Consider the following 19,167-nt stretch of genomic DNA (forward strand, 5'->3'; position numbering starts at 1 on the left):
GATGGCGTACAAAGTGCTTCCTCCCGGTTGCCCCACCCTTTCGTACCCCCCCTAGACTGAACACCCAGCAGGTGGCTCACGCTCGAAAGGCGCCCCCGTGTCCATCGGCAACTTCCCCGAAGACGACCGGCCTTCGATCGGTCGAGTGCTTCAGCAGGCTCGTATCGCCGCAGGTCTCACGGTCGAAGAGATCAGCTCGTCCACCCGGGTGCGCATCCCCATCGTGCACGCGATCGAAGAGGACGACTTCTCCCGCTGCGGCGGCGACGTGTATGCGCGCGGCCACATCCGTACCCTGGCGCGTGCCGTCGGGACCGATCCGGAACCGCTGGTTTCGCAGTACGACGCCGAGCACGGCGGCCGTCCCGCACCCACACCCGCGGCGCCGCTGTTCGAGGCCGAGAGAATCCGTTCCGAACCCCGCCGACCCAACTGGACGGCGGCCATGGTCGCCGCGATCGTCGCCGTCGTCGGCTTCGTCGGCTTCACTTTCTTCAAGGGCGGCGACGACGCCTCCACGACCACACAGGTCGCGGAGGGCTCGACGCCCGACACGAAGAGCCCCAAGCCGAAGACCAGCAAACCCGTCGACCCCAAGCCGGCGCCTTCCGACAGTGCCATTGCCGCGGCACCCAGGGACAAGGTGACGGTGAAGCTCAGTGCCAGCCAGGGCAAGAGCTGGATCTCGGCCAAGGACCACAACGGACGGCTGCTCTTCGACGGGCTGCTGCTTCAGGGCCAGTCCAAGACCTTCCAGGACAAGGAGCGGGTCGACCTCGTCCTCGGCGACGCAGGATCCATCGAACTGTTCGTGAACGGCAAGAAGGTCGAGGACAAGTTCCAGCCGGGCCAGGTCGAGCGGCTCTCGTACACGAAGGGCGACCCGGCGGTCGGCTGACCCGCACACGCACCGTTCCCGAGCGGCATCGGCAGCGGTATCGGCAACACGGCGAGCGCCCGGCAATCCTGCCGGGCGCTCGCCGCCTTTGTCACTCGGTGTGACGGTGGAACCCTGCACGGCAGGACGAGTGCCGGGACAAAGTAGTCTTGAGCCCATGCCCGAACGCCGTACCGTCGCCCTTGTCACTCTTGGCTGCGCCCGTAACGAGGTGGACTCGGAGGAGCTCGCAGGCCGCTTGGCAGCGGACGGCTGGGAGCTCGTCGAGGATGCCTCCGACGCGGATGTCGCCGTCGTCAACACCTGTGGATTCGTCGAGGCCGCCAAGAAGGACTCCGTCGATGCCCTCCTCGAAGCCAATGATCTGAAGGACCACGGCAGAACCCAGGCCGTGGTCGCCGTCGGCTGCATGGCCGAGCGCTACGGCAAGGACCTCGCCGAGGCCCTGCCGGAGGCGGACGGCGTCCTCGGATTCGACGACTACGCCGACATCTCCGACCGCCTCCAGACCATCCTCAACGGCGGCATCCACGCCTCGCACACCCCTCGCGACCGCCGCAAGCTGCTGCCGATCAGCCCGGCCGAGCGGCAGGACGCCGCTGTGGCCCTGCCGGGACACGCGCAGGAGGCCGCACCGGCCCCCGCGGACCTTCCGGACGGAGTGGCTCCGGTCTCCGGGCCGCGCGCGCCGCTGCGCCGCCGACTGGGCACCAGCCCCGTCGCCTCGGTGAAGCTCGCCTCCGGCTGCGACCGCCGCTGCTCCTTCTGCGCCATCCCGTCCTTCCGCGGTTCCTTCATCTCGCGCCGCCCCTCGGACGTCCTGCAGGAGACCCGCTGGCTGGCCGAGCAGGGCGTGAAGGAGGTCATGCTGGTCTCCGAGAACAACACCTCCTACGGCAAGGACCTCGGCGACATCCGGCTGCTGGAGACGCTGCTGCCGGAGCTCGCCGACGTCGAGGGGATCGAGCGGATCAGGGTCAGCTATCTGCAGCCCGCGGAGATGCGGCCCGGCCTCATCGACGTACTGACCTCGACCCCGAAGGTCGCCCCGTACTTCGACCTGTCCTTCCAGCACTCGGCCCCCGGCGTGCTGCGGGCCATGCGCCGCTTCGGTGACACCGACCGCTTCCTGGAGCTCCTGGACACCATCCGCGGCAAGGCGCCGCAGGCCGGTGCCCGCTCCAACTTCATCGTGGGCTTCCCCGGCGAGACCGAGGCCGACCTGGAGGAGCTGGAACGCTTCCTCACCGGCGCCCGGCTCGACGCCATCGGCGTCTTCGGCTACTCCGACGAGGAGGGCACCGAGGCGGTCGGCTACGAGAACAAGCTGGACGCCGACGTCATCGCGGAGCGGCTCGCGCACATCTCGCAGCTGGCCGAGGAGCTGACCTCGCAGCGCGCCGAGGAGCGCCTCGGGGAGAGCCTGCAGGTGCTGGTCGAGTCCGTGGACGAGGAGGACGGTGCGGTGGGACGCGCGGCGCACCAGGCACCCGAAACGGACGGCCAGGTGGTCTTCACCGCACGCGAGGGCCTCGTGCCCGGCCGTATGGTCGAGGCAAAGGTCGTGGGCACCGAAGGAGTGGACCTGGTGGCCGAGTGTTCCGAACTCGTGGAGGCGGCCAGATGACGGGAGTCCCGGCATCCGCGGCAGGCGGCTCCGGCGCGAAGCCGGTCCGCGGCGGCAAGCTGGGTGCTGCGGCCGTCAATCAGGCCAGTCTGTGGAACATTGCCAACCTCCTCACCATGCTCCGGCTGGTGCTGGTGCCCGGTTTCGTGATGCTGCTGCTGCACAACGGCGGCTACGACCCGGCCTGGCGGTCGTTCGCCTGGGCGGCGTTCGCCGTCGCCATGATCACCGACCTTTTCGACGGTCATCTCGCGCGCACGTACAACCTGGTCACCGACTTCGGGAAGATCGCCGACCCGATCGCGGACAAGGCGATCATGGGTGCGGCGCTGATCTGTCTGTCGTATCTCGGTGATCTGCCCTGGTGGGTCACGGGCGTGATTCTCCTCCGCGAGATCGGCATCACGCTGATGCGGTTCTGGGTGATACGGCACGCGGTGATCCCGGCCAGTCGTGGCGGGAAGATGAAGACGCTGGCGCAGGGGATCGCCGTCGGGATGTACGTCCTGGCGCTGACCGGTCCACTTGCGACCCTGCGCTTCTGGGTGATGGCGGTGGCCGTAGTGCTGACGGTCGTCACGGGGCTGGACTATGTGCGCCAGGCCGTCGTGCTGCGAGGCAAGGGGCTCGCGGCCGAGCGGGCCGCGGCGGAGGCGGAGGCTGCTGAGGTGGCTGTCGGCTCTGGGGCTGCTGGGGCTGCGGGGCCGGTCTCCGGGGCCCGCGGTTCGGCGGATACCCGTGGTTCGGCGGAGGCCGAGCGGTGACTGCCGCGGCCCGGGTGCTGGAGCTGCTCGTGGAGCGCGGTGAGACTCTCGCCGTCGCGGAGTCGCTGACCGGCGGTCTGGTCGCGGCGGAGCTGACTTCCGTACCGGGTGCCTCGAACTCCTTCCGCGGGTCCGTGACGGCGTACGCGACACCCCTGAAGCGGGAACTGCTGGGCGTGGACGGCGCCCTCCTGGCGGAGCGCGGTGCGGTCGACCCGGAGGTGGCGCGGCAGATGGCGGCAGGTGTACGCCGCGTTCTCGGGGCAGACTGGGGTATGGCCACCACAGGCGTCGCGGGCCCCGAGTCACAGGACGGCAAGCCCGTGGGCACGGTCTATGTCGCGGTGTCCGGGCCGGACGGCGCGGAGAATGTGACCGCGCTGCGATTGAACGGCGGGCGTGCGGACATCCGTAGAGAGAGCGTACGGAGCGTGCTTGCACTGCTCTCAGCCGAACTCGGCAAGAATGCAGGCGCACAGGATACGGAACAGAACGGGGGGAATTGATGTTTGCAGCCCTGAGTGAACACGACATCGCTCCCCGCACGGCCGCCGCGCAAGGCGGTACGGTGGGGCGTGAAGGATGCGGCTACGCGGTCCGAGGAGGGAGCCACCGATGATTCTGCTCCGTCGCCTGCTTGGTGACGTGCTGCGTCGGCAGCGCCAGCGCCAAGGCCGTACTCTGCGCGAAGTCTCCTCGTCCGCCCGAGTCTCGCTCGGCTATCTCTCCGAGGTGGAGCGGGGGCAGAAGGAGGCATCCTCCGAGCTGCTCTCCGCTATTTGCGACGCGCTTGACGTACGGATGTCCGAGCTCATGCGTGAAGTGAGCGATGAGCTGTCGCTGGCCGAACTGGCCGAGTCGGCAGCAGCCAGCGATCCGGTGCCTGTGCCGGTACGCCCGATGCTCAATTCCGTCTCCGTGACGTCGGTGGCAGGTGTGCCGACGGGACGGGTGACCATCAAGGCGCCCGCGGAAGCGGTGGATGTCGTCGCCGCCTGACCCTCGCGGTCCGGTGTGCAGTGGAGCCCTGGTCGGCCCCTCAGGGGGCGGCCGGGGCTTCTGCGTGGGCGGGGGCAGGCGGGTGCGGTCCGTTTCGGATGCGGCCCGGGAGTGTCTGGGCGAGACTGCGAGTAAGAGGCATCGATCAAGCGGATCACGGGCGGCCGGACACGGTCTGACGTGGCCTGATGTGTCTCGATGCGGCCTGATCACGCGGCCTGTGCCGGGGTGCCGAAGGGCCTCGGGCCCGGGCGGAGCCGCGAACCGGAGCAAGCCCGGATGTCCCGGGCGGAGAGCGCACAACGGTCTGCGGCAGCGCATTGCGCGCCGGTGGTGCACCGGTGCGCCCTCCCGCTGGGCGAGCGGGCCGGACTAGGTTCGGCCGGAGGAGGCAGCCATGGTACGGCGATGGGTGCCGGCGCTCGTTCTCGGCGGGGTGTGGTGGTGGGCCGTGCTGCGGCTCATTCTGGAACCGGCTCATGCGGGGCTTGTCGAGGGTGCGGTGGCGGCGGGCGGATGGGGGCTGAGCCTCCTGCCCGTGCATGTGGCCACGACCGCTGGGCCGGCTGGGGCGGATGCGGGGCGGTGGTCCGCCCTGGGAGTGCGGTGTGCGGGGTGGCGGTCCGCTGCGGGGGTGCGGTGCGTGGGGTGGGGGACTGCTCTTGGGATGCGGTTGGCCAAGTGGTGGTCCGATGTCGGGATGCGGTACGTGGAGCGGTGGTCCGATGTGGGAGCGCGGTGTGTGAGCCGATGGTCCGAGGTCGCGACGCGGTGCGGTGGGCGGGTGTGGCGGACTACCAGGGCATGGCTACGCCGCCGTTCGGGCGGAGGATCTGACCGGTCATGAAGGCCGACGCGTCGGATGCGAGATAGAGCAGGGTGTGGGCGACGTCCTCCGGCTCGCCGACCCGGCCGAGCGGGGAGATCCTCGCCATCGTGGCCTCTGCCCGGAGCTGCTGGCCCGCGTCGTGGCGGGCGGTCATGGGCGTACGGATCCAGCCCGGGGCGACGGCGTTGACACGGATGGAATGGGGCCCCAGCTCGGTCGCGAGTGTCTTCGTCAACTGGACGACCGCCGCCTTGGCCGCGCTGTAGCAGAGCAGTCCCGGACTCGCGGCGTCGACCGCTCCCGAGGCCATGGTGATCAGTGAGCCGGACGCGCCACGCGCGATCATGCTGCGGGCCACTTCCTGACAGGCGTACAGAACGCCCTTGAAATTGACCGAGAGGACGCGATCGAGGTCGTCGTCCGCCGTCTCCAGGACGCTGCTCGTATGCATGATTCCGGCGACGGCGGCCAGTATGTCGATGTCGCCCGCGGCGGCCACCGCGGCCCTGATCCGACTGCGGTCGGTGACATCGAGGGTGTGGATGTGGGATGTGCCACCCGTCTCGGTGATCAGGTCCTGGGTCTCCAGCAGGCCCTTCTCGTCGAGGTCCGCGCAGTGCACGGTGGCGCCCGCAGCTGCGAGCAGGACGGCGCCGGCGCGGCCGATGCCACCTGCCGCGCCGGTGATGAACGCGGAGCGGCCTGTGAGGTCGTACGCGATGAGGGACATGACCGGACGGTACGACCGTATCTGACGGCCAGTCAACTAGCTTGTGGGGCCGGATTGGCAGCGCGGGCACCAGTAGGTGGGGCGGTTGTCCTGATCCGCCGTGCGGATGGGTGTGCCGCAGCGCGGGCAGGGGCGGTTGGTCCTGCCGTAGACCCAGAGCCGTTCGCCCGGACCGTGTCCGCGGGGTGTGGCCCCGGTGGTCGTGCGCATGGGGCGGTCGCGGTTGGCTTCGAGGAGCTGCTTGGCGGTGGTGACGAGGCGGGCGGCGGTGGGGGCGGCCAGGTCGCCGATGGGGAGCCAGGGGGTGGCGCGGGCGAGGAAGCAGAGCTCGGCCTTGTAGATGTTGCCGATTCCGGCCAGGTTGCGCTGGTCCAGGAGGGCCTCGCCCAGCGGGCGGGCGGGGTCGCTGAGCAGGTTGCGCAGAGCGGTGTCGGGGTTCCAGTCGGGGCCCAGAAGATCGGGGCCGAGATGGCCGACCGCCTGCTCCTCGTCCCGGGTGTGGAGGAGTTCGAGGACGGGGAGGCGGTAGCCGACGGCGATGTGCTCCGCGTTGGCGAGGACGGCGCGGATCTGGTGGGCGGGGCCGCCGCGCCAGCGCTCGCCCGGGGCGTAGATGCGCCACGCTCCGTCCATCCGCAGATGGCTGTGGAGGGTCAGGCCGCCCTCGATACGGGTGAGGAGGTGCTTGCCGCGCGAGGTGACGTCCAGGACCGTCCGGCCGGTGAGGTCGGCAGTGGCGAACCGCGGAACACGCAGGTCGGAGCGGGTCAGGACCTGGTCGGTGAGTGCGGTGTGCAGACGTTTGGCGGTCTGCAGGACGGTGTCTCCTTCGGGCATGCCTCCATGATGCGGGGTCGGGTGGGGAGTGCGGCGTGGTGGGAGGTTTCAGGCGCGCAGGCGGAGACCTCTCGGGGTGGCCAGGAATCCGGCCGCCTCCAGCGTGCGGCCGAGCGGGGAGGTCAGGGACGAGGCGCCGTTGGTGCGCTCCACCGTGACCGTACCGAGCGAGCCCGCGCGGGCCGCTGCCGCGAGCGCTCCGGCGGCCGCGAGGAGCGCCGGGTCCTCCGGGTCGGTGGGCCAGGCCAGCAGGGTCTTGCCGCCACGCTCCATGTACATCGTCAGCTCGCCGTCGACCAGCACCACCAGGGCGCCCGCCTTGCGGCCCGGCTTGTGCCCGGCGCCGTCCGGCGGCTCGGGCCAGGGCAGGGCCGCGCCGTAGGCATTGGCCGGGTCCGCCGCGGCGAGCACCAGGGCGTGAGGGGTGGCGCCCGGTTCCGTACGGTCGCGGGCGGTGGATGTGGCACGCAGTCGGTCGACGGCGCCGTCCATCGCGAACTGGGCCGCCCCCAAGCCCTCGACGACATAGCCGCGCCGGGCCTGGCCGTTGTCCTCGAAGGCGGAGAGGACGCGGTACGTCGCGGAGAAGCCGCCCTCGACGCCCTCGGCCTGGACCGCGCCGCGGGTCACCACCCCGTGGCGGTCCAGGAGCGTGCGGGCCAGGGCGTGCGCACGGTGTGTGGGGTCGGGTTCGGTGGCGGGCAGCAGGGACCAGCGGCCCGAGACGGTGGGCGGGCCGGTGCGGGAGGCGGGCCGGGCGGCGGCGGTGAGCGATCCGTAACGCCCGCGCGGGACGCTCCGCTTGGCGCGGTGGGCGGTCGATCCTGCCGTACGACCGGAACCGAGGAGCGAACGCAGCGGCGCGAGGGTGTCATTGGTGAGCCGGCCCGACCAGGCCAGGTCCCAGATTGCGTCGGCCAGTTGCGGATCGGTGCAGTCAGGGTGCGTGGTGGCGCGGACCCGGTCGGCGATCTGCCGGAAGAACAGACCGTATCCGCCGCTCAGGGCCGTCAGGACGGATTCGTGCAACGCGCTCGGTTCGAGCGGGTGCGGGGGCGGGAGGAGCAGGGATGCGCTGTCGGCGAGGTAGAGGGACAGCCAGCCGTCCTTGCCGGGGAGGGCCCCCGCACCGGCCCAGACGGCCTCGCCGGTGGTGGTCAGCTCGTCGAGCATCGCGGGGGTGTAGCCCGTGACCCGGCCCGGCAGGATCAGTTTCTCCAGAGCGGATGCCGGGACGGGCGCACCCTGCAACTGCTCGATGGCGCGGGCCAGTCCGTCGATTCCGCGCAGGCTGTTGCTGCCCAGGTGCTGCCACTGCGGAAGGAACCCGGCGAGGGCGGCGGGCGGGACCGGCTCCAGCTCATGGCGGAGCGCGGCGAGCGAGCGTCGTCGCAGTCGGCGCAGCACGGTGGCGTCGCACCACTCCTGGCCGATGCCCGCGGGGTGGAACTCGCCCTGGACGATCCGGCCGGCCGCGGTGAGCCGCTGCAGCGCGCCGTCCGTGACAGCGGTGCCGAGGCCGAAACGGGCGGCTGCCTCGGTGGAGGTGAACGGGCCGTGCGTACGGGCGTATCGGGCGAGGAGATCGCCGAGGGGGTCCTTCACCGGCTCGGTGAAGGCCTCGGGGACGCCGACCGGGAGTGCGGTGCCCAGTGCGTCGCGCAGCCGCCCCGCGTCCTCGATCGCGGCCCAGTGCTCCGCCCCGCCGATCCGGACCCGGATGGCCCGGCGGGCGGTGGACAGCTCCGGAGCCCATGGCGGCTCGGCACCGCGCTCGGCCAACTCGCCGTCGGTGAGCGGTCCGAGGACCCTGAGGAGATCGGCGACCCCTTCGATGTCCTTGATCCGGCGGTCCTCGGTCAGCCACTGGAGTTCCTGCTCCAGCTGGGTCAGGACGTCGGCGTCGAGCAGCTCGCGCAGTTCGGCCTGGCCGAGGAGCTCCGCCAGGAGGTGGGAGTCGAGGGAGAGGGCGGCGGCCCGCCGTTCGGCGAGGGGCGAGTCGCCCTCGTACAGGAACTGGGCGACATAGCCGAACAGAAGCGAGCGGGCGAAGGGCGAGGGCTCCGGGGTGGTCACCTCGACCAGCCGGACACGGCGTGCTTCGAGGTCGCCCATGAGTTCTGTGAGCCCGGGGACGTCGAAGACGTCCTGGAGGCATTCGCGGACCGCTTCCAGAACGATGGGGAAGGAGCCGAACTCGGAGGCCACCTGGAGAAGTTGTGCGGCGCGCTGGCGCTGCTGCCAGAGCGGGGTGCGCTTGCCGGGACTGCGGCGCGGCAGCAGCAGGGCGCGCGCCGCGCATTCGCGGAACCGCGAGGCGAACAGTGCCGAACCGCCCACCTGGTCGGTGACGATCTGACGGATTTCGCCCTGGTCGAATGTCACATCCGCGGCGCCGACGGGAGGTTGTCCGCTGTCGTACGAGGGGTCCGGCAACGGTGCTGGATCCCGGGCGGGGTCCTGCACCGGATCGAAGTCCAGGAGGTCCAGGCCCATCAGATCGGCGTCGGGCAGCCGCAGCACTATGCCGTCGTCGGCATGCATCACCTGGGCGTCCATGCCGTACCGCTCGGCGAGGCGGGCGTTGAGCGCCAGCGCCCACGGGGCATGCACCTGCGCGCCGAACGGGGAGTGGACGACGACCCGCCAGTCGCCCAGCTCGTCGCGGAAACGCTCGACGAGAATGGTCCGGTCGTCCGGTACGTGACCGCAGGCGCGGCGCTGTTCGTCGATGTACGACAGGGTGTTGTCGGCGGCCCAGGTGTCCAGACCGGCGGCGAGCAGGCGCCGGCGGGCATCGTTCTGGGACATTGCGCCGATCTCTCGGAGGAACGCGCCCAGCGCGCGCCCCAGTTCCAGGGGACGGCCCAGCTGATCGCCCTTCCAGAACGGCAGCCGCCCGGGAACCCCGGGGGCGGGCGACACCAGGACCCGGTCGCGGGTGATGTCCTCGATCCGCCAGGACGTGGTGCCCAGCGTGAAGACATCGCCGACCCGGGACTCGTACACCATCTCCTCGTCCAGCTCGCCGACCCGGCCGCCGCCCTTCTTGGGGTCGGCACCGGCGAGGAAGACCCCGAAGAGCCCGCGGTCGGGGATGGTCCCGCCGGAGGTGACGGCCAGCCGCTGGGCGCCGGGGCGGCCCGTGACCGTACCGGCCACCCGGTCCCAGACCACACGTGGGCGCAGCTCGGCGAAGGCGTCGGACGGATAGCGGCCGGCGAGCATGTCCAGCACGGCGGTGAACGCCGATTCGGGCAGGGAGGCGAAGGAGGCGGCGCGGCGGGTCACGGCCAGCAGATCGTCCACCTGCCAGCTGTCCAGGGCGACCATGGCGACGAGCTGCTGGGCCAGCACATCCAGGGGGTTGGACGGGATCCGGAGCGCCTCGATGGAGCCCTCGCGCATCCGCTCGGTGACCACGGCCGCCTGCACCAGATCGCCCCGGTACTTCGGGAAGACCACTCCGGTGGAGATCGCGCCGACCTGATGCCCTGCCCGGCCGACCCGTTGCAGTCCGGAGGCGACCGACGGCGGCGACTCCACCTGGACCACCAGATCGACCGCACCCATGTCGATGCCCAGCTCCAGACTGGAGGTGGCGACCACGGCCGGCAGCCGGCCCGCCTTGAGGTCCTCCTCGACCTGGGCGCGCTGTTCCTTGGAGACCGAACCGTGGTGCGCGCGGGCGAGCAGTGCGGGGGCGCCCTTCGCCGCACCCGACTGAGCCATGATCTCGGCCGGGGAGTGTGATTCCGGCAGTGCCGGGGCGGAGCCGTGCTCATCGAGCACGGTGCCGGTGGCCCGCTCGTACGCGATCTCGTTGAGCCGGTTGCACAGGCGCTCCGCGAGGCGGCGGGAATTGGCGAAGACGATCGTGGAGCGGTGCTCCTGGACCAGATCGACGATGCGTTCCTCGACATGGGGCCAGATCGAGGGCTTGTCCGCCTGGCCCGCCTGGTCGGTGTCGGCGGCGGGGGAGCCGCCGAGCTCGCCCAGATCCTCGACGGGCACGACCACCGACAGGTCGAACCGCTTGGTGGACGGCGGCTGGACGATCTCCACCTTCCGCTGCGGTGAGAGGAAGCGTGCCACCTCGTCGACCGGACGGACCGTGGCCGACAGGCCGATCCGTCGTGCGGGCCGCGGCAGCAGCTCGTCCAGACGCTCCAGCGATACGGCGAGATGGGCGCCGCGCTTCGTACCCGCCACGGCGTGCACTTCGTCGAGAATCACTGTCTCCACGCCGGACAGCGCCTCCCGGGCCGATGACGTGAGCATCAGGAACAGCGATTCGGGTGTGGTGATCAGGATGTCCGGCGGTCTGGTCGCCATCGAGCGGCGCTCGGCGGGCGGGGTGTCACCGGAGCGGATCGCCACCCGGACCTCGGGCTCGGGCAGCCCCAGACGCACCGACTCCTGGCGGATGCCGGTCAGCGGTGAGCGCAGATTGCGCTCGACGTCGACCGCGAGGGCCTTGAGGGGCGACACGTACAGCACGCGGCAGCGCTTCTTCGCCTCGGCGGGCGGCGGGACGGAGGCCAGCCCGTCCAGCGCGGCGAGAAACGCGGCCAGGGTCTTGCCGGAGCCGGTCGGCGCGACGACCAGCACGTCCGAGCCCTCGCCGATCGCGCGCCAGGCGCCCTCCTGCGCGGCGGTGGGCGCGCTGAAGGCACCCGCGAACCAGCTGCGGGTCGCAGGGGAGAACGAGTCGAGCGCAGAGCCGGCCATGTCCCCCATCGTGCACCCCGCCACTGACAATGGACGCGACGGCCATCGGCGACCCCGTCCGGGAGCTGCGAGAATCCGTCCATGGCGGCAATACCGGAGTCGGGGTCGGGGGAGTGGGCGAGGCACTGGCAGTACGCGGAGCTGCCCGATCTCGACCTGCTGCGGGCCCGGTACCTGCGCCACACCTTTCCGCGCCACAGCCACGAGGGCTATGTCTTCGCCACCATCACCAGCGGGGTGGAGGACGTGGGCCTGCCGAGCGGCACCGTGCACGCGGGCCCCGGCGACGTGGTCATGATCAATCCGGAGGTGCCGCACAGCGCCCGTGCGGGGGTTCCGGAGGGCTGGGTGTACGCCACGCTGTATCCGTCCTCGCAGGTGATCAACGACATCGCTGCCGAGACGACGAGTCTGCGCGGCACGGTCGGCTTCACCGAGACCAGCGTCGTGGACCCGCACGCGGCCCGGCTGATCGGCGAGGTCCACCGGGCCGCCGAGGAGGGCAACGCACTCGCCGCGGACACCGTGCTGCGGGTGATGGTCGCGCGGCTCCTCAGCCTTCATGGCAGCGCGCTTCCCGCCCGCGTGCCCCGCTCGGCGGGTGCCCGCGACGCGGCCCGCGCCCGGGCGGTGCTGGAGGGGAGGATGGCCCGGCCGCCCACCCTGGAGGCGCTGGCCGCGGAGCTGGGCACGAGCCCGTTCGCGCTGCTGAGAGCCTTCAAGAAGCAGTACGGGATGCCTCCGCACGCCTGGCTGACAGATGCCCGGGTGCGGGCGGCGCGCCGCATGCTCGACGCGGGGACGGCGCCCGCACAGGCGGCGGCCGAGGTCGGCTTCACCGATCAGCCGCATCTCAACCGCCACTTCACCCGGATCGTGGGGGTGCCGCCCGGCGCGTACCGGCGTGAACGTGCAAGAACGTACAAGACCGGTCGCGGCCTGCCCACGTAGCGTTCCGGTCGTGGCAGAACAGAAAACACTCCCAGAGGGCGTCGGCGAAGCAGCCGGCGCACCGCACGGCAGCGCGGCCGTCCCCGGGACGCAGCCGGACGCGGCCGGGGCCAAGTCGGACGCGGCCGCGGCGAAGTCGGACGCCGCCGTCGTGCGCGACGCACTCGGTGTCGGGATGGCCGTCGGACTTTCCGGCTTCGCTTTCGGCGTGACCTCGGCCGGATCCGGACTGACCCTGCTGCAGACCTGTGTGCTCAGCCTCGCCGTCTTCACCGGCGCCTCGCAGTTCGCCCTCGTGGGCGCTCTCGCGGCGGGCGGCAATCCGTACACCGCGGCTGCCGGGGCCTTCTTCCTCGGCGTACGCAACTCGTTCTACGGCCTGCGGCTTTCGCAGCTCCTCACCCTCCCGCGCGCGCTCCGCCCCTTCGCCGCCCAGTGGGTCATCGACGAGACGACCGCCGTGACACTGCCACAGCCCACCCGGCGGGCGGCCCGGATCGGTTTCGCCGTCACCGGACTCACCCTCTATGTGCTGTGGAACCTGACCACGCTGCTGGGGGCCCTCGGTGCCAAGGCGCTCGGCGACACCGATACCTGGGGGCTGGACGCGGCATCGCCCGCGGTCTTCCTCGCCTTGCTCGCGCCGATGCTGAAGAGCACGACGGAGCGCGTCACCGCCGCGGTCGCGGTCCTGCTCGCGCTCGGACTGCTGCCCGTACTGCCAGCGGGCGTCCCCGTCCTGCTGTCGGCGCTCGCCGCACCCGCGGTCCTCTTCCTGAGCGGACGCCGCAAGGGAACGAGCCGGGGTACGGCCACGACGGAGGAGAACCGATGAACATCTGGATCGCCATCGCGCTGACCGCCGTCGGCTGCTACCTCGCCAAACTGCTCGGACTGCTGGTGTCCGCCGGTGTGCTGGAACGACCGCTCACACAGCGTCTCGCCGCGCTGCTGCCCGTGGCGCTCCTGGCGGCCCTCACCGCACAGCAGACGTTCGGCGACGGGCAGCACCTGACGCTGGACGCCAGGGGCGCGGGGCTCGCCGCAGCGGCCCTCGCACTGGTCCTGCGCGCCCCCTTCCTCGTGGTCGTGGGGTCCGCCGTCGTCGTCACAGCAGGGGTACGTGCCTTCGCTTAGGCACCCGGTGAGACGCGTCTGTAAGGGGCTCGGTCCCGCTCCGGTCCGCCCTGCCCCGAATCCTCGCGCAGACCCGAACTGCTGCGGATCCTCCACACCCACCTGGCACAGCACCAGGGCGGACGCCTCACCGCGGCGCTGCTGGGTCGGTACCCCAACACCGTCGGCAACCGGCTGGCCGGACTCACCGGGCTGACCGGACTCGATCCGTGCACGTCCGGTCTCAGTCGAGGCTGCGTCCGTGGGACCGCAGTGTCAGGAGAGCCTTGAGCGTCACGAGGGGACGCCCCTCCAGAGCCGTCCCCGGTGCCCACTGCCGCCAGTTCACCGGCCAGCCGCCGTCCGCCTGCTGCTCGGCCGCCAGATGGTCGAGCGAGCGGGCCAGCTCCTCGTCGGTGAACCAGCGGCGGGCGAGCGATTTGGGCGTACGGGCGTAGTCGTACGGGAAGTGCTGCTCGCCCGGAGCGTACCCGGCCGAGACCGGATACTCCGCACGCTGCTGCGGATCCAGCACAACGAGCCGCTGCTCCCGCACCATGCGCCCGAGCCGGTCGGCCGCCGCCTCCGCACGAGACCGGTCCGGAGCACCGTCCAGAAAGGCGAGCGCCGCCTCGATCTCGTACGGATGCGACCGTTCCAGAGCGTCGACCGCCGCCCAGCAGAAGTCGGTGGCCCGAAACAGCCAGGCATGCCACACCGCATTGCGGTGCAGGAGCCCGACAACGGGTCCGGTGGCCAGCAGCTCCGCGGGCGGGTCGTCGGCGATCGGGATGAACGGAGCGGCCGGATAGCCGCGCTGCGACGGCAGGAGGGCGGGCAGCGCCCCCTCCCTGGTCGACACCTCGGTCAGGAATCGGCAGATCCGCTCCACCCGCAGCCCGTTGCAGCGACCGATGGAGTCGAGGACGTTGAGCGCGTGTGCGGTGTGCAGTGGCTGACTGACGGGGCCGCGGAGATCGGGTTCGAGCGCGTGCCCGTACCCGCCGTCCTCGTTCAGGTAGGCGGCGAGTGCGGTCTCCACGGCGTCCGCACTTCCTTTCAGGAAGTGATGGGCGAACCGCCGCTGTTCCAGGACACGGGCCGTGAGCCACATGAACTGCTCGGCACGGTTGAGGGGACTTGTTCCGGTTCCAGCCATGGATCGACCGTAGGGCGGTAAGCGCTCTTGGCAAGACGTACCGGCCCGGCTGCACTCTCAGGGGCGGGATACTGAGGTCATGCGGTTGACGATTTTCTGGGAACGGATGGCGGACCACTTCGGCGCGGGGTACGCCGATTCCTTCGCGCGTGATCATGTGATGGCCGAGCTCGGTGGGCAGACGGTGCACCAGGCACTGGCCGCGGGCTGGGAGGCCAAGGACGTCTGGCGCGGTGTCTGCACCGCGGTCGGCATCCCCGCCGACAAGCGCTGACCCCCGCCCGTCGACGGCCGGACCCGTGATGTTGTCCGGGGCAGGCGGCTGCTTGTCACAGGCGTAGGCGAGACTGGAGCCGTGTCATCGACAGACGAGACAGCCCAGACCCAGACACCGCTGACCGAGCCGGCCGAGACCCGGGTGCCCGTCACCGGGCCCGCTCCGTCGGCGCCGCCGTCCGGCACCGGCCCGGCCCGCATGCCCTCGTGGCTGCCGCGCGCCATGGTGCTCGCCCTGGCGCTCTACGCCTGTTTCCGGCTCGGCAGCTGGGCGTTCGACCAGCTCATCGGGCTGTTGATCAATGTGCTGATCGCGTTCTTCCTGGCGCTGGCCATCGAGCCCGCGGTGAGCCGGATGTCGGCGCGCGGCATGCGCCGCGGCCTCGCCACCTTCCTGGTCTTCCTCGGCGTGCTGGTAGCCGCGGCCGGTTTCGTCGTGCTGCTCGGCTCGATGGTCGCGGGCCAGATCGTCGACATGGTCGAGGATTTCCCGAAGTATCTCGACTCGGTGATCAACTGGGTCAACCAGAGCTTCCACACCGAGCTCTCCCGGGTCGAGGTCCAGGACAGCGTGCTGCACTCCGACTGGCTGCAGAAGTACGTCCAGAACAGCGCGACCGGAGTGCTCGACATCTCCACCACCGTGCTTGGCGGACTGTTCCGCCTTCTGACGATCTTCCTGTTCTCGTTCTACTTCGCCGCCGACGGCCCCAGGCTTCGGCGCGCCCTGTGCTCCGTACTGCCGCCCGCCAAGCAGGCCGAGGTCCTGCGGGCCTGGGAGATCGCGGTCGACAAGACCGGCGGCTACCTCTACTCGCGTGGCCTGATGGCGCTCGTCTCCGGGATCGCGCACTACATCCTGCTGGTGATCCTGGATGTTCCGTACGCGCCCGCGCTCGCCATCTGGGTCGGCCTGGTCTCCCAGTTCATCCCCACGATCGGTACGTATCTGGCGGGTGCCCTGCCGATGCTGATCGCCTTCACCATCGACCCCTGGTACGCGCTGTGGGTGCTGGGCTTCGTGGTGGTCTACCAGCAGTTCGAGAACTATGCGCTGCAGCCCAAGCTCACCTCCAGGACCGTCGACATCCATCCGGCGGTCGCCTTCGGATCGGTCATCGTGGGCACGGCGCTGATGGGTGCCGTGGGTGCGCTGATCGCGATCCCGGCCGTCGCCACGCTCCAGGCGTTCCTCGGTGCCTATGTGAAGCGGTACGAGGTGACGGACGACCCGCGGGTGCACGGCCGTCGGCGGCAGCGTGGTGAGCCGGTGCTCGCTCGGCTGCGCCGGTCCTGGCGGGCCGCCGGGAGCAGCGAGGGCAGGGAAGGGCGGGGCGGCGCCGTGGAGCCGGAGCATCCGGAACGCGCCTGACCGCCTCGGTGGCGGAGCCCGTCTCAGCGATAGCCCGTCACATCGGCCGGCCGGCCCGGGTCCTGGACCTCGGTGACGTATCTCCAGGCATCGGGCCGACTGCCGTCCGAGGGCGGTGAAGCCGTAGACCTTCGCCAACTGCCCGCTGGACAGGGACGTGCCGTTCCAACGCGACACCCGGGGGTCCTGCGCGAGCGCGGCCACCGCCCGGCCGACGAACACGGGGCTCTCGGAGATGGCGAAGTGGGGCGGGTGCGCGATCGCTTCACGCCAATTCGCCTCGGTGACGCCGTGGGGCGTCAGCCAGCGATGGGGGAGACGGGAGCGCGTAATGGCTGGTGATCGCGTGGGTGTCCACGGCCCGGCGCAGGGTGTGCAACCCGGCTCCCAGGGTCGATTCCCAGACCGGCCTGCCCCACTCGATCCCCGCTCCCCAGATGTCGTTCACGAGAACATGCAGACGGCCCTGTTCTTTTCGGATGCGGTTACGAGTGCGCTGACCCGCTCGGGAACCAGATGGTCCACCCGGACCGGGATTCCTTGGCCGCCGGCCTCGTCCACGAGCGCCGCGGTCTCCCCGATGGTTTCGGGGCGGTTCATCTCGGAGCGCTCCGACCCGCTCGTCCGTCCCGTGATGTAGACGGTGGCCCCGCTTGCCCCCCAGCTGAACGGCGATGCCATGGCCCGCTCCCCGCGTCGCCCCGGCCGCTCTGCCTGCCAGCCCTGTCCCCATATGGAAGGAATTCAGCATGGCGTCGACCGCTGATCTTGACCCTCTGGGAGCGGAGTGCTAGGGCGCTACGCTGGGGGGCAGTCCGGTCCGGCGTGGTGTGCTTGACACCAAAATCGAACATCCATTCTCATGGGATTCCGGCCGGGTTTTCCCGGGCCCGACCGTGGAGTTGTCCACAGGCCGGGAGGACGTCGAGGCCCATTGTCAGTGGCAGGGGTTAGCGTCTTTGACGTGAAGCGATCGACTCAAGCAAATCGGGTGGAACCCATGGCAGGAACCGACCGCGAGAAGGCGTTGGACGCCGCACTCGCACAGATTGAACGGCAATTCGGCAAGGGCGCGGTGATGCGCCTCGGTGAGCGTCCGAACGAGCCCATCGAGGTGATCCCCACCGGGTCGACTGCCCTCGACGTGGCTCTCGGCGTCGGCGGCCTGCCGCGCGGCCGTGTGGTGGAGGTGTACGGACCGGAGTCCTCCGGTAAGACGACGCTGACGCTGCACGCGGTGGCGAATGCACAGCGGCTCGGCGGCTCGGTGGCCTTCATCGACGCGGAGCACGCGCTCGACCCCGAGTACGCGAAGAAGCTCGGCGTCGACATCGACAACCTCATCCTGTCCCAGCCGGACAACGGTGAGCAGGCCCTCGAAATCGTGGACATGCTGGTCCGCTCCGGCGCCCTCGACCTCATCGTCATCGACTCCGTCGCGGCGCTCGTGCCGCGCGCGGAGATCGAGGGCGAGATGGGCGACTCGCACGTGGGTCTGCAGGCCCGTCTGATGAGCCAGGCACTCCGCAAGATCACCAGCGCGCTCAACCAGTCCAAGACCACCGCGATCTTCATCAACCAGCTCCGCGAGAAGATCGGTGTGATGTTCGGCTCCCCGGAGACCACGACCGGTGGCCGGGCGCTCAAGTTCTACGCCTCGGTGCGCCTCGACATCCGCCGGATCGAGACGCTGAAGGACGGCACCGACGCCGTCGGCAACCGCACCCGCGTCAAGGTCGTGAAGAACAAGGTCGCGCCGCCCTTCAAGCAGGCCGAGTTCGACATCCTCTACGGCCAGGGCATCAGCCGCGAGGGCGGTCTGATCGACATGGGCGTGGAGCACGGCTTCGTCCGCAAGGCGGGCGCCTGGTACACGTACGAGGGCGACCAGCTCGGCCAGGGCAAGGAGAATGCCCGCAACTTCCTCAAGGACAATCCCGATCTCGCCAATGAGATCGAGAAGAAGATCCTTGAGAAGCTGGGCATCGGCGTCAGGCCGGATGCCAACGCCGAGCCCGGTGCGGATGCGGCGGGCGGCGCCGCGGCTGCGGCCGACAGTGCGAAGTCGGTGCCCGCTCCGGCCGGCAAGGCCAAGCCGGCCAAGACTGCGGCGGCCAAGAGCTAAACCGTGACGCGTCGTACGGAGTGGCCAGTCAGCGCTCCTGGCCATGGCGTCGGCCCCGGCCGCGAATCCGCCGCCGGACCCACGGCCGAGTCCGAGGGCGCGTACGAGCCGGAGGCCGGTCACGGTCACGGCACCGGCTCGGGCGCCGGATTCGGCGAGGGGGCAGGCCGTCGTGCCCGCTCCCGCTCCAGGAGCAGCGGCTCCCCTTCCTCGTCGAGGGCCGAGAAGGGGGAGCCGCGAGACCCGGTCGAGCAGGCGCGCAACATCTGTCTGCGGCTGCTCACCGGAACCCCGCGCACCCGGAAGCAGCTCGCGGACGCCCTGCGCAAGCGGGAGATCCCGGACGAGGTGGCCGAAGAGGTGCTGTCGCGCTTCGAGGATGTCGGGCTGATCGACGATGCCGCGTTCGCGGACGCCTGGGTGGAGTCCCGGCACCACGGCCGAGGGTTGGCCCGCCGTGCCCTCGTCCGTGAGCTGCGCACCAAGGGGGTGGACTCCGCAGTGATCGACGAGGCTGTCGGGCAGCTCGACTCCGAACAGGAGGAGGCGACCGCCCGTGAGCTGGTCGCGCGCAAGCTGCGCTCCACTCGCGGCCTCGACCGCGACAAGCGGCTGCGCCGCCTTGCGGGCATGCTCGCCCGCAAGGGGTACGGGGAAGGCATGGCCCTGCGCGTGGTGCGGCAGGCGCTGGAGGAGGAAGGCGAAGACACGGAAGGCCTGGACGAGCCCTTCTGATGAACGAACGGGCCGGGC

General features: G+C 70.7%; 16 protein-coding genes and 2 pseudogenes. 13 read left to right on the forward strand and 5 right to left on the reverse strand.

Annotated elements, in window-relative coordinates:
- Positions 1-97 precede the first annotated feature (97 nt).
- The 6 genes and pseudogenes from OG507_RS29765 to OG507_RS40490 form a co-directional block, all read left to right on the forward strand.
- Positions 98-898: a helix-turn-helix domain-containing protein gene (locus OG507_RS29765; RefSeq protein ID WP_327370205.1), complete on the forward strand. Its 801-nt coding sequence runs from the start codon at positions 98-100 to the stop codon at positions 896-898.
- Positions 899-1,055: 157 nt separating this feature from the next.
- The gene (gene rimO / locus OG507_RS29770; protein ID WP_327370206.1) at positions 1,056-2,525 is read left to right on the forward strand and encodes a 30S ribosomal protein S12 methylthiotransferase RimO; all 1,470 of its coding nucleotides are present in this window, start codon (positions 1,056-1,058) and stop codon (positions 2,523-2,525) included.
- The gene (gene pgsA, locus OG507_RS29775; RefSeq protein WP_327370207.1) at positions 2,522-3,289 is read left to right on the forward strand and encodes a CDP-diacylglycerol--glycerol-3-phosphate 3-phosphatidyltransferase; all 768 of its coding nucleotides are present in this window, start codon (positions 2,522-2,524) and stop codon (positions 3,287-3,289) included. Before rimO ends, pgsA begins: the two co-directional genes overlap by 4 nt.
- Positions 3,286-3,795 carry a CinA family protein gene (locus OG507_RS29780; RefSeq protein ID WP_327370208.1) on the forward strand — a complete coding sequence of 170 codons (510 nt, stop codon included), beginning with the start codon at positions 3,286-3,288 and terminating at the stop codon, positions 3,793-3,795. Before pgsA ends, OG507_RS29780 begins: the two co-directional genes overlap by 4 nt.
- 109 nt (positions 3,796-3,904) lie before the next feature.
- Positions 3,905-4,288 carry a helix-turn-helix domain-containing protein gene (locus OG507_RS29785; protein ID WP_018105285.1) on the forward strand — a complete coding sequence of 128 codons (384 nt, stop codon included), beginning with the start codon at positions 3,905-3,907 and terminating at the stop codon, positions 4,286-4,288.
- A gap of 397 nt (positions 4,289-4,685) precedes the next feature.
- Positions 4,686-4,865, forward strand: a pseudogene (locus tag OG507_RS40490) (hypothetical protein); the annotation flags it as partial.
- A gap of 217 nt (positions 4,866-5,082) precedes the next feature.
- On the opposite strand, the gene OG507_RS29790 reads toward OG507_RS40490, so the two are convergent.
- From OG507_RS29790 to OG507_RS29800, 3 genes are read right to left on the reverse strand one after another with little or no spacing between them, the layout of a single operon-like run.
- The gene (locus tag OG507_RS29790) at positions 5,083-5,847 is read right to left on the reverse strand and encodes an SDR family NAD(P)-dependent oxidoreductase (protein ID WP_327370209.1); all 765 of its coding nucleotides are present in this window, start codon (positions 5,845-5,847) and stop codon (positions 5,083-5,085) included.
- Between the two features lie 36 nt (positions 5,848-5,883).
- Positions 5,884-6,684, reverse strand: coding sequence for a DNA-formamidopyrimidine glycosylase family protein (locus OG507_RS29795; protein WP_327370210.1), 801 nt, complete (start codon positions 6,682-6,684; stop codon positions 5,884-5,886).
- Between the two features lie 48 nt (positions 6,685-6,732).
- Positions 6,733-11,415 (reverse strand): Lhr family helicase, encoded by a 4,683-nt coding sequence (locus OG507_RS29800; RefSeq protein ID WP_327370211.1) that lies wholly within the window; start codon positions 11,413-11,415, stop codon positions 6,733-6,735.
- An 81-nt stretch (positions 11,416-11,496) separates the two neighbouring features.
- Between OG507_RS29800 and OG507_RS29805 the strand changes: the two genes are divergently transcribed.
- From OG507_RS29805 to OG507_RS29815, 3 genes are read left to right on the forward strand one after another with little or no spacing between them, the layout of a single operon-like run.
- Positions 11,497-12,366 (forward strand): AraC family transcriptional regulator, encoded by an 870-nt coding sequence (locus OG507_RS29805; RefSeq protein ID WP_327370212.1) that lies wholly within the window; start codon positions 11,497-11,499, stop codon positions 12,364-12,366.
- A gap of 10 nt (positions 12,367-12,376) precedes the next feature.
- Positions 12,377-13,201, forward strand: coding sequence for an AzlC family ABC transporter permease (locus tag OG507_RS29810; protein ID WP_327370213.1), 825 nt, complete (start codon positions 12,377-12,379; stop codon positions 13,199-13,201).
- A complete protein-coding gene (locus OG507_RS29815) occupies positions 13,198-13,503 on the forward strand; it encodes an AzlD domain-containing protein (RefSeq protein WP_327370214.1) in 306 nt (101 codons plus the stop codon). Before OG507_RS29810 ends, OG507_RS29815 begins: the two co-directional genes overlap by 4 nt.
- Positions 13,504-13,726: 223 nt before the next feature.
- On the opposite strand, the gene OG507_RS29820 is transcribed toward OG507_RS29815, so the two are convergent.
- Positions 13,727-14,641 carry a hypothetical protein gene (locus tag OG507_RS29820; RefSeq protein ID WP_327370215.1) on the reverse strand — a complete coding sequence of 305 codons (915 nt, stop codon included), beginning with the start codon at positions 14,639-14,641 and terminating at the stop codon, positions 13,727-13,729.
- 79 nt (positions 14,642-14,720) lie between these two features.
- Between OG507_RS29820 and OG507_RS29825 the strand changes: the two genes are divergently transcribed.
- A complete protein-coding gene (locus tag OG507_RS29825; protein ID WP_266357346.1) occupies positions 14,721-14,915 on the forward strand; it encodes a DUF3046 domain-containing protein in 195 nt (64 codons plus the stop codon).
- A 201-nt stretch (positions 14,916-15,116) separates the two neighbouring features.
- Positions 15,117-16,289 carry an AI-2E family transporter gene (locus OG507_RS29830; RefSeq protein WP_327372149.1) on the forward strand — a complete coding sequence of 391 codons (1,173 nt, stop codon included), beginning with the start codon at positions 15,117-15,119 and terminating at the stop codon, positions 16,287-16,289.
- Positions 16,290-16,312: 23 nt separating this feature from the next.
- On the opposite strand, the pseudogene OG507_RS29835 reads toward OG507_RS29830, so the two are convergent.
- Positions 16,313-17,022 (reverse strand): annotated as a pseudogene (locus OG507_RS29835) (SDR family NAD(P)-dependent oxidoreductase).
- Between the two features lie 267 nt (positions 17,023-17,289).
- Here OG507_RS29835 and recA point away from each other — a divergent pair.
- Both recA and recX read left to right on the forward strand, forming a co-directional pair.
- Positions 17,290-18,414: a recombinase RecA gene (gene recA, locus OG507_RS29840; protein ID WP_327370216.1), complete on the forward strand. Its 1,125-nt coding sequence runs from the start codon at positions 17,290-17,292 to the stop codon at positions 18,412-18,414.
- A 3-nt stretch (positions 18,415-18,417) separates the two neighbouring features.
- Positions 18,418-19,149, forward strand: a complete 732-nt coding sequence (gene recX / locus OG507_RS29845) for a recombination regulator RecX (protein WP_327370217.1) — start codon at positions 18,418-18,420, stop codon at positions 19,147-19,149.
- The last annotated feature ends 18 nt before the right edge of the window (positions 19,150-19,167 follow it).

Origin of the sequence: Streptomyces sp. NBC_01217 (genome assembly GCF_035994185.1) — a bacterium.
Taxonomy (GTDB): domain Bacteria; phylum Actinomycetota; class Actinomycetes; order Streptomycetales; family Streptomycetaceae; genus Streptomyces.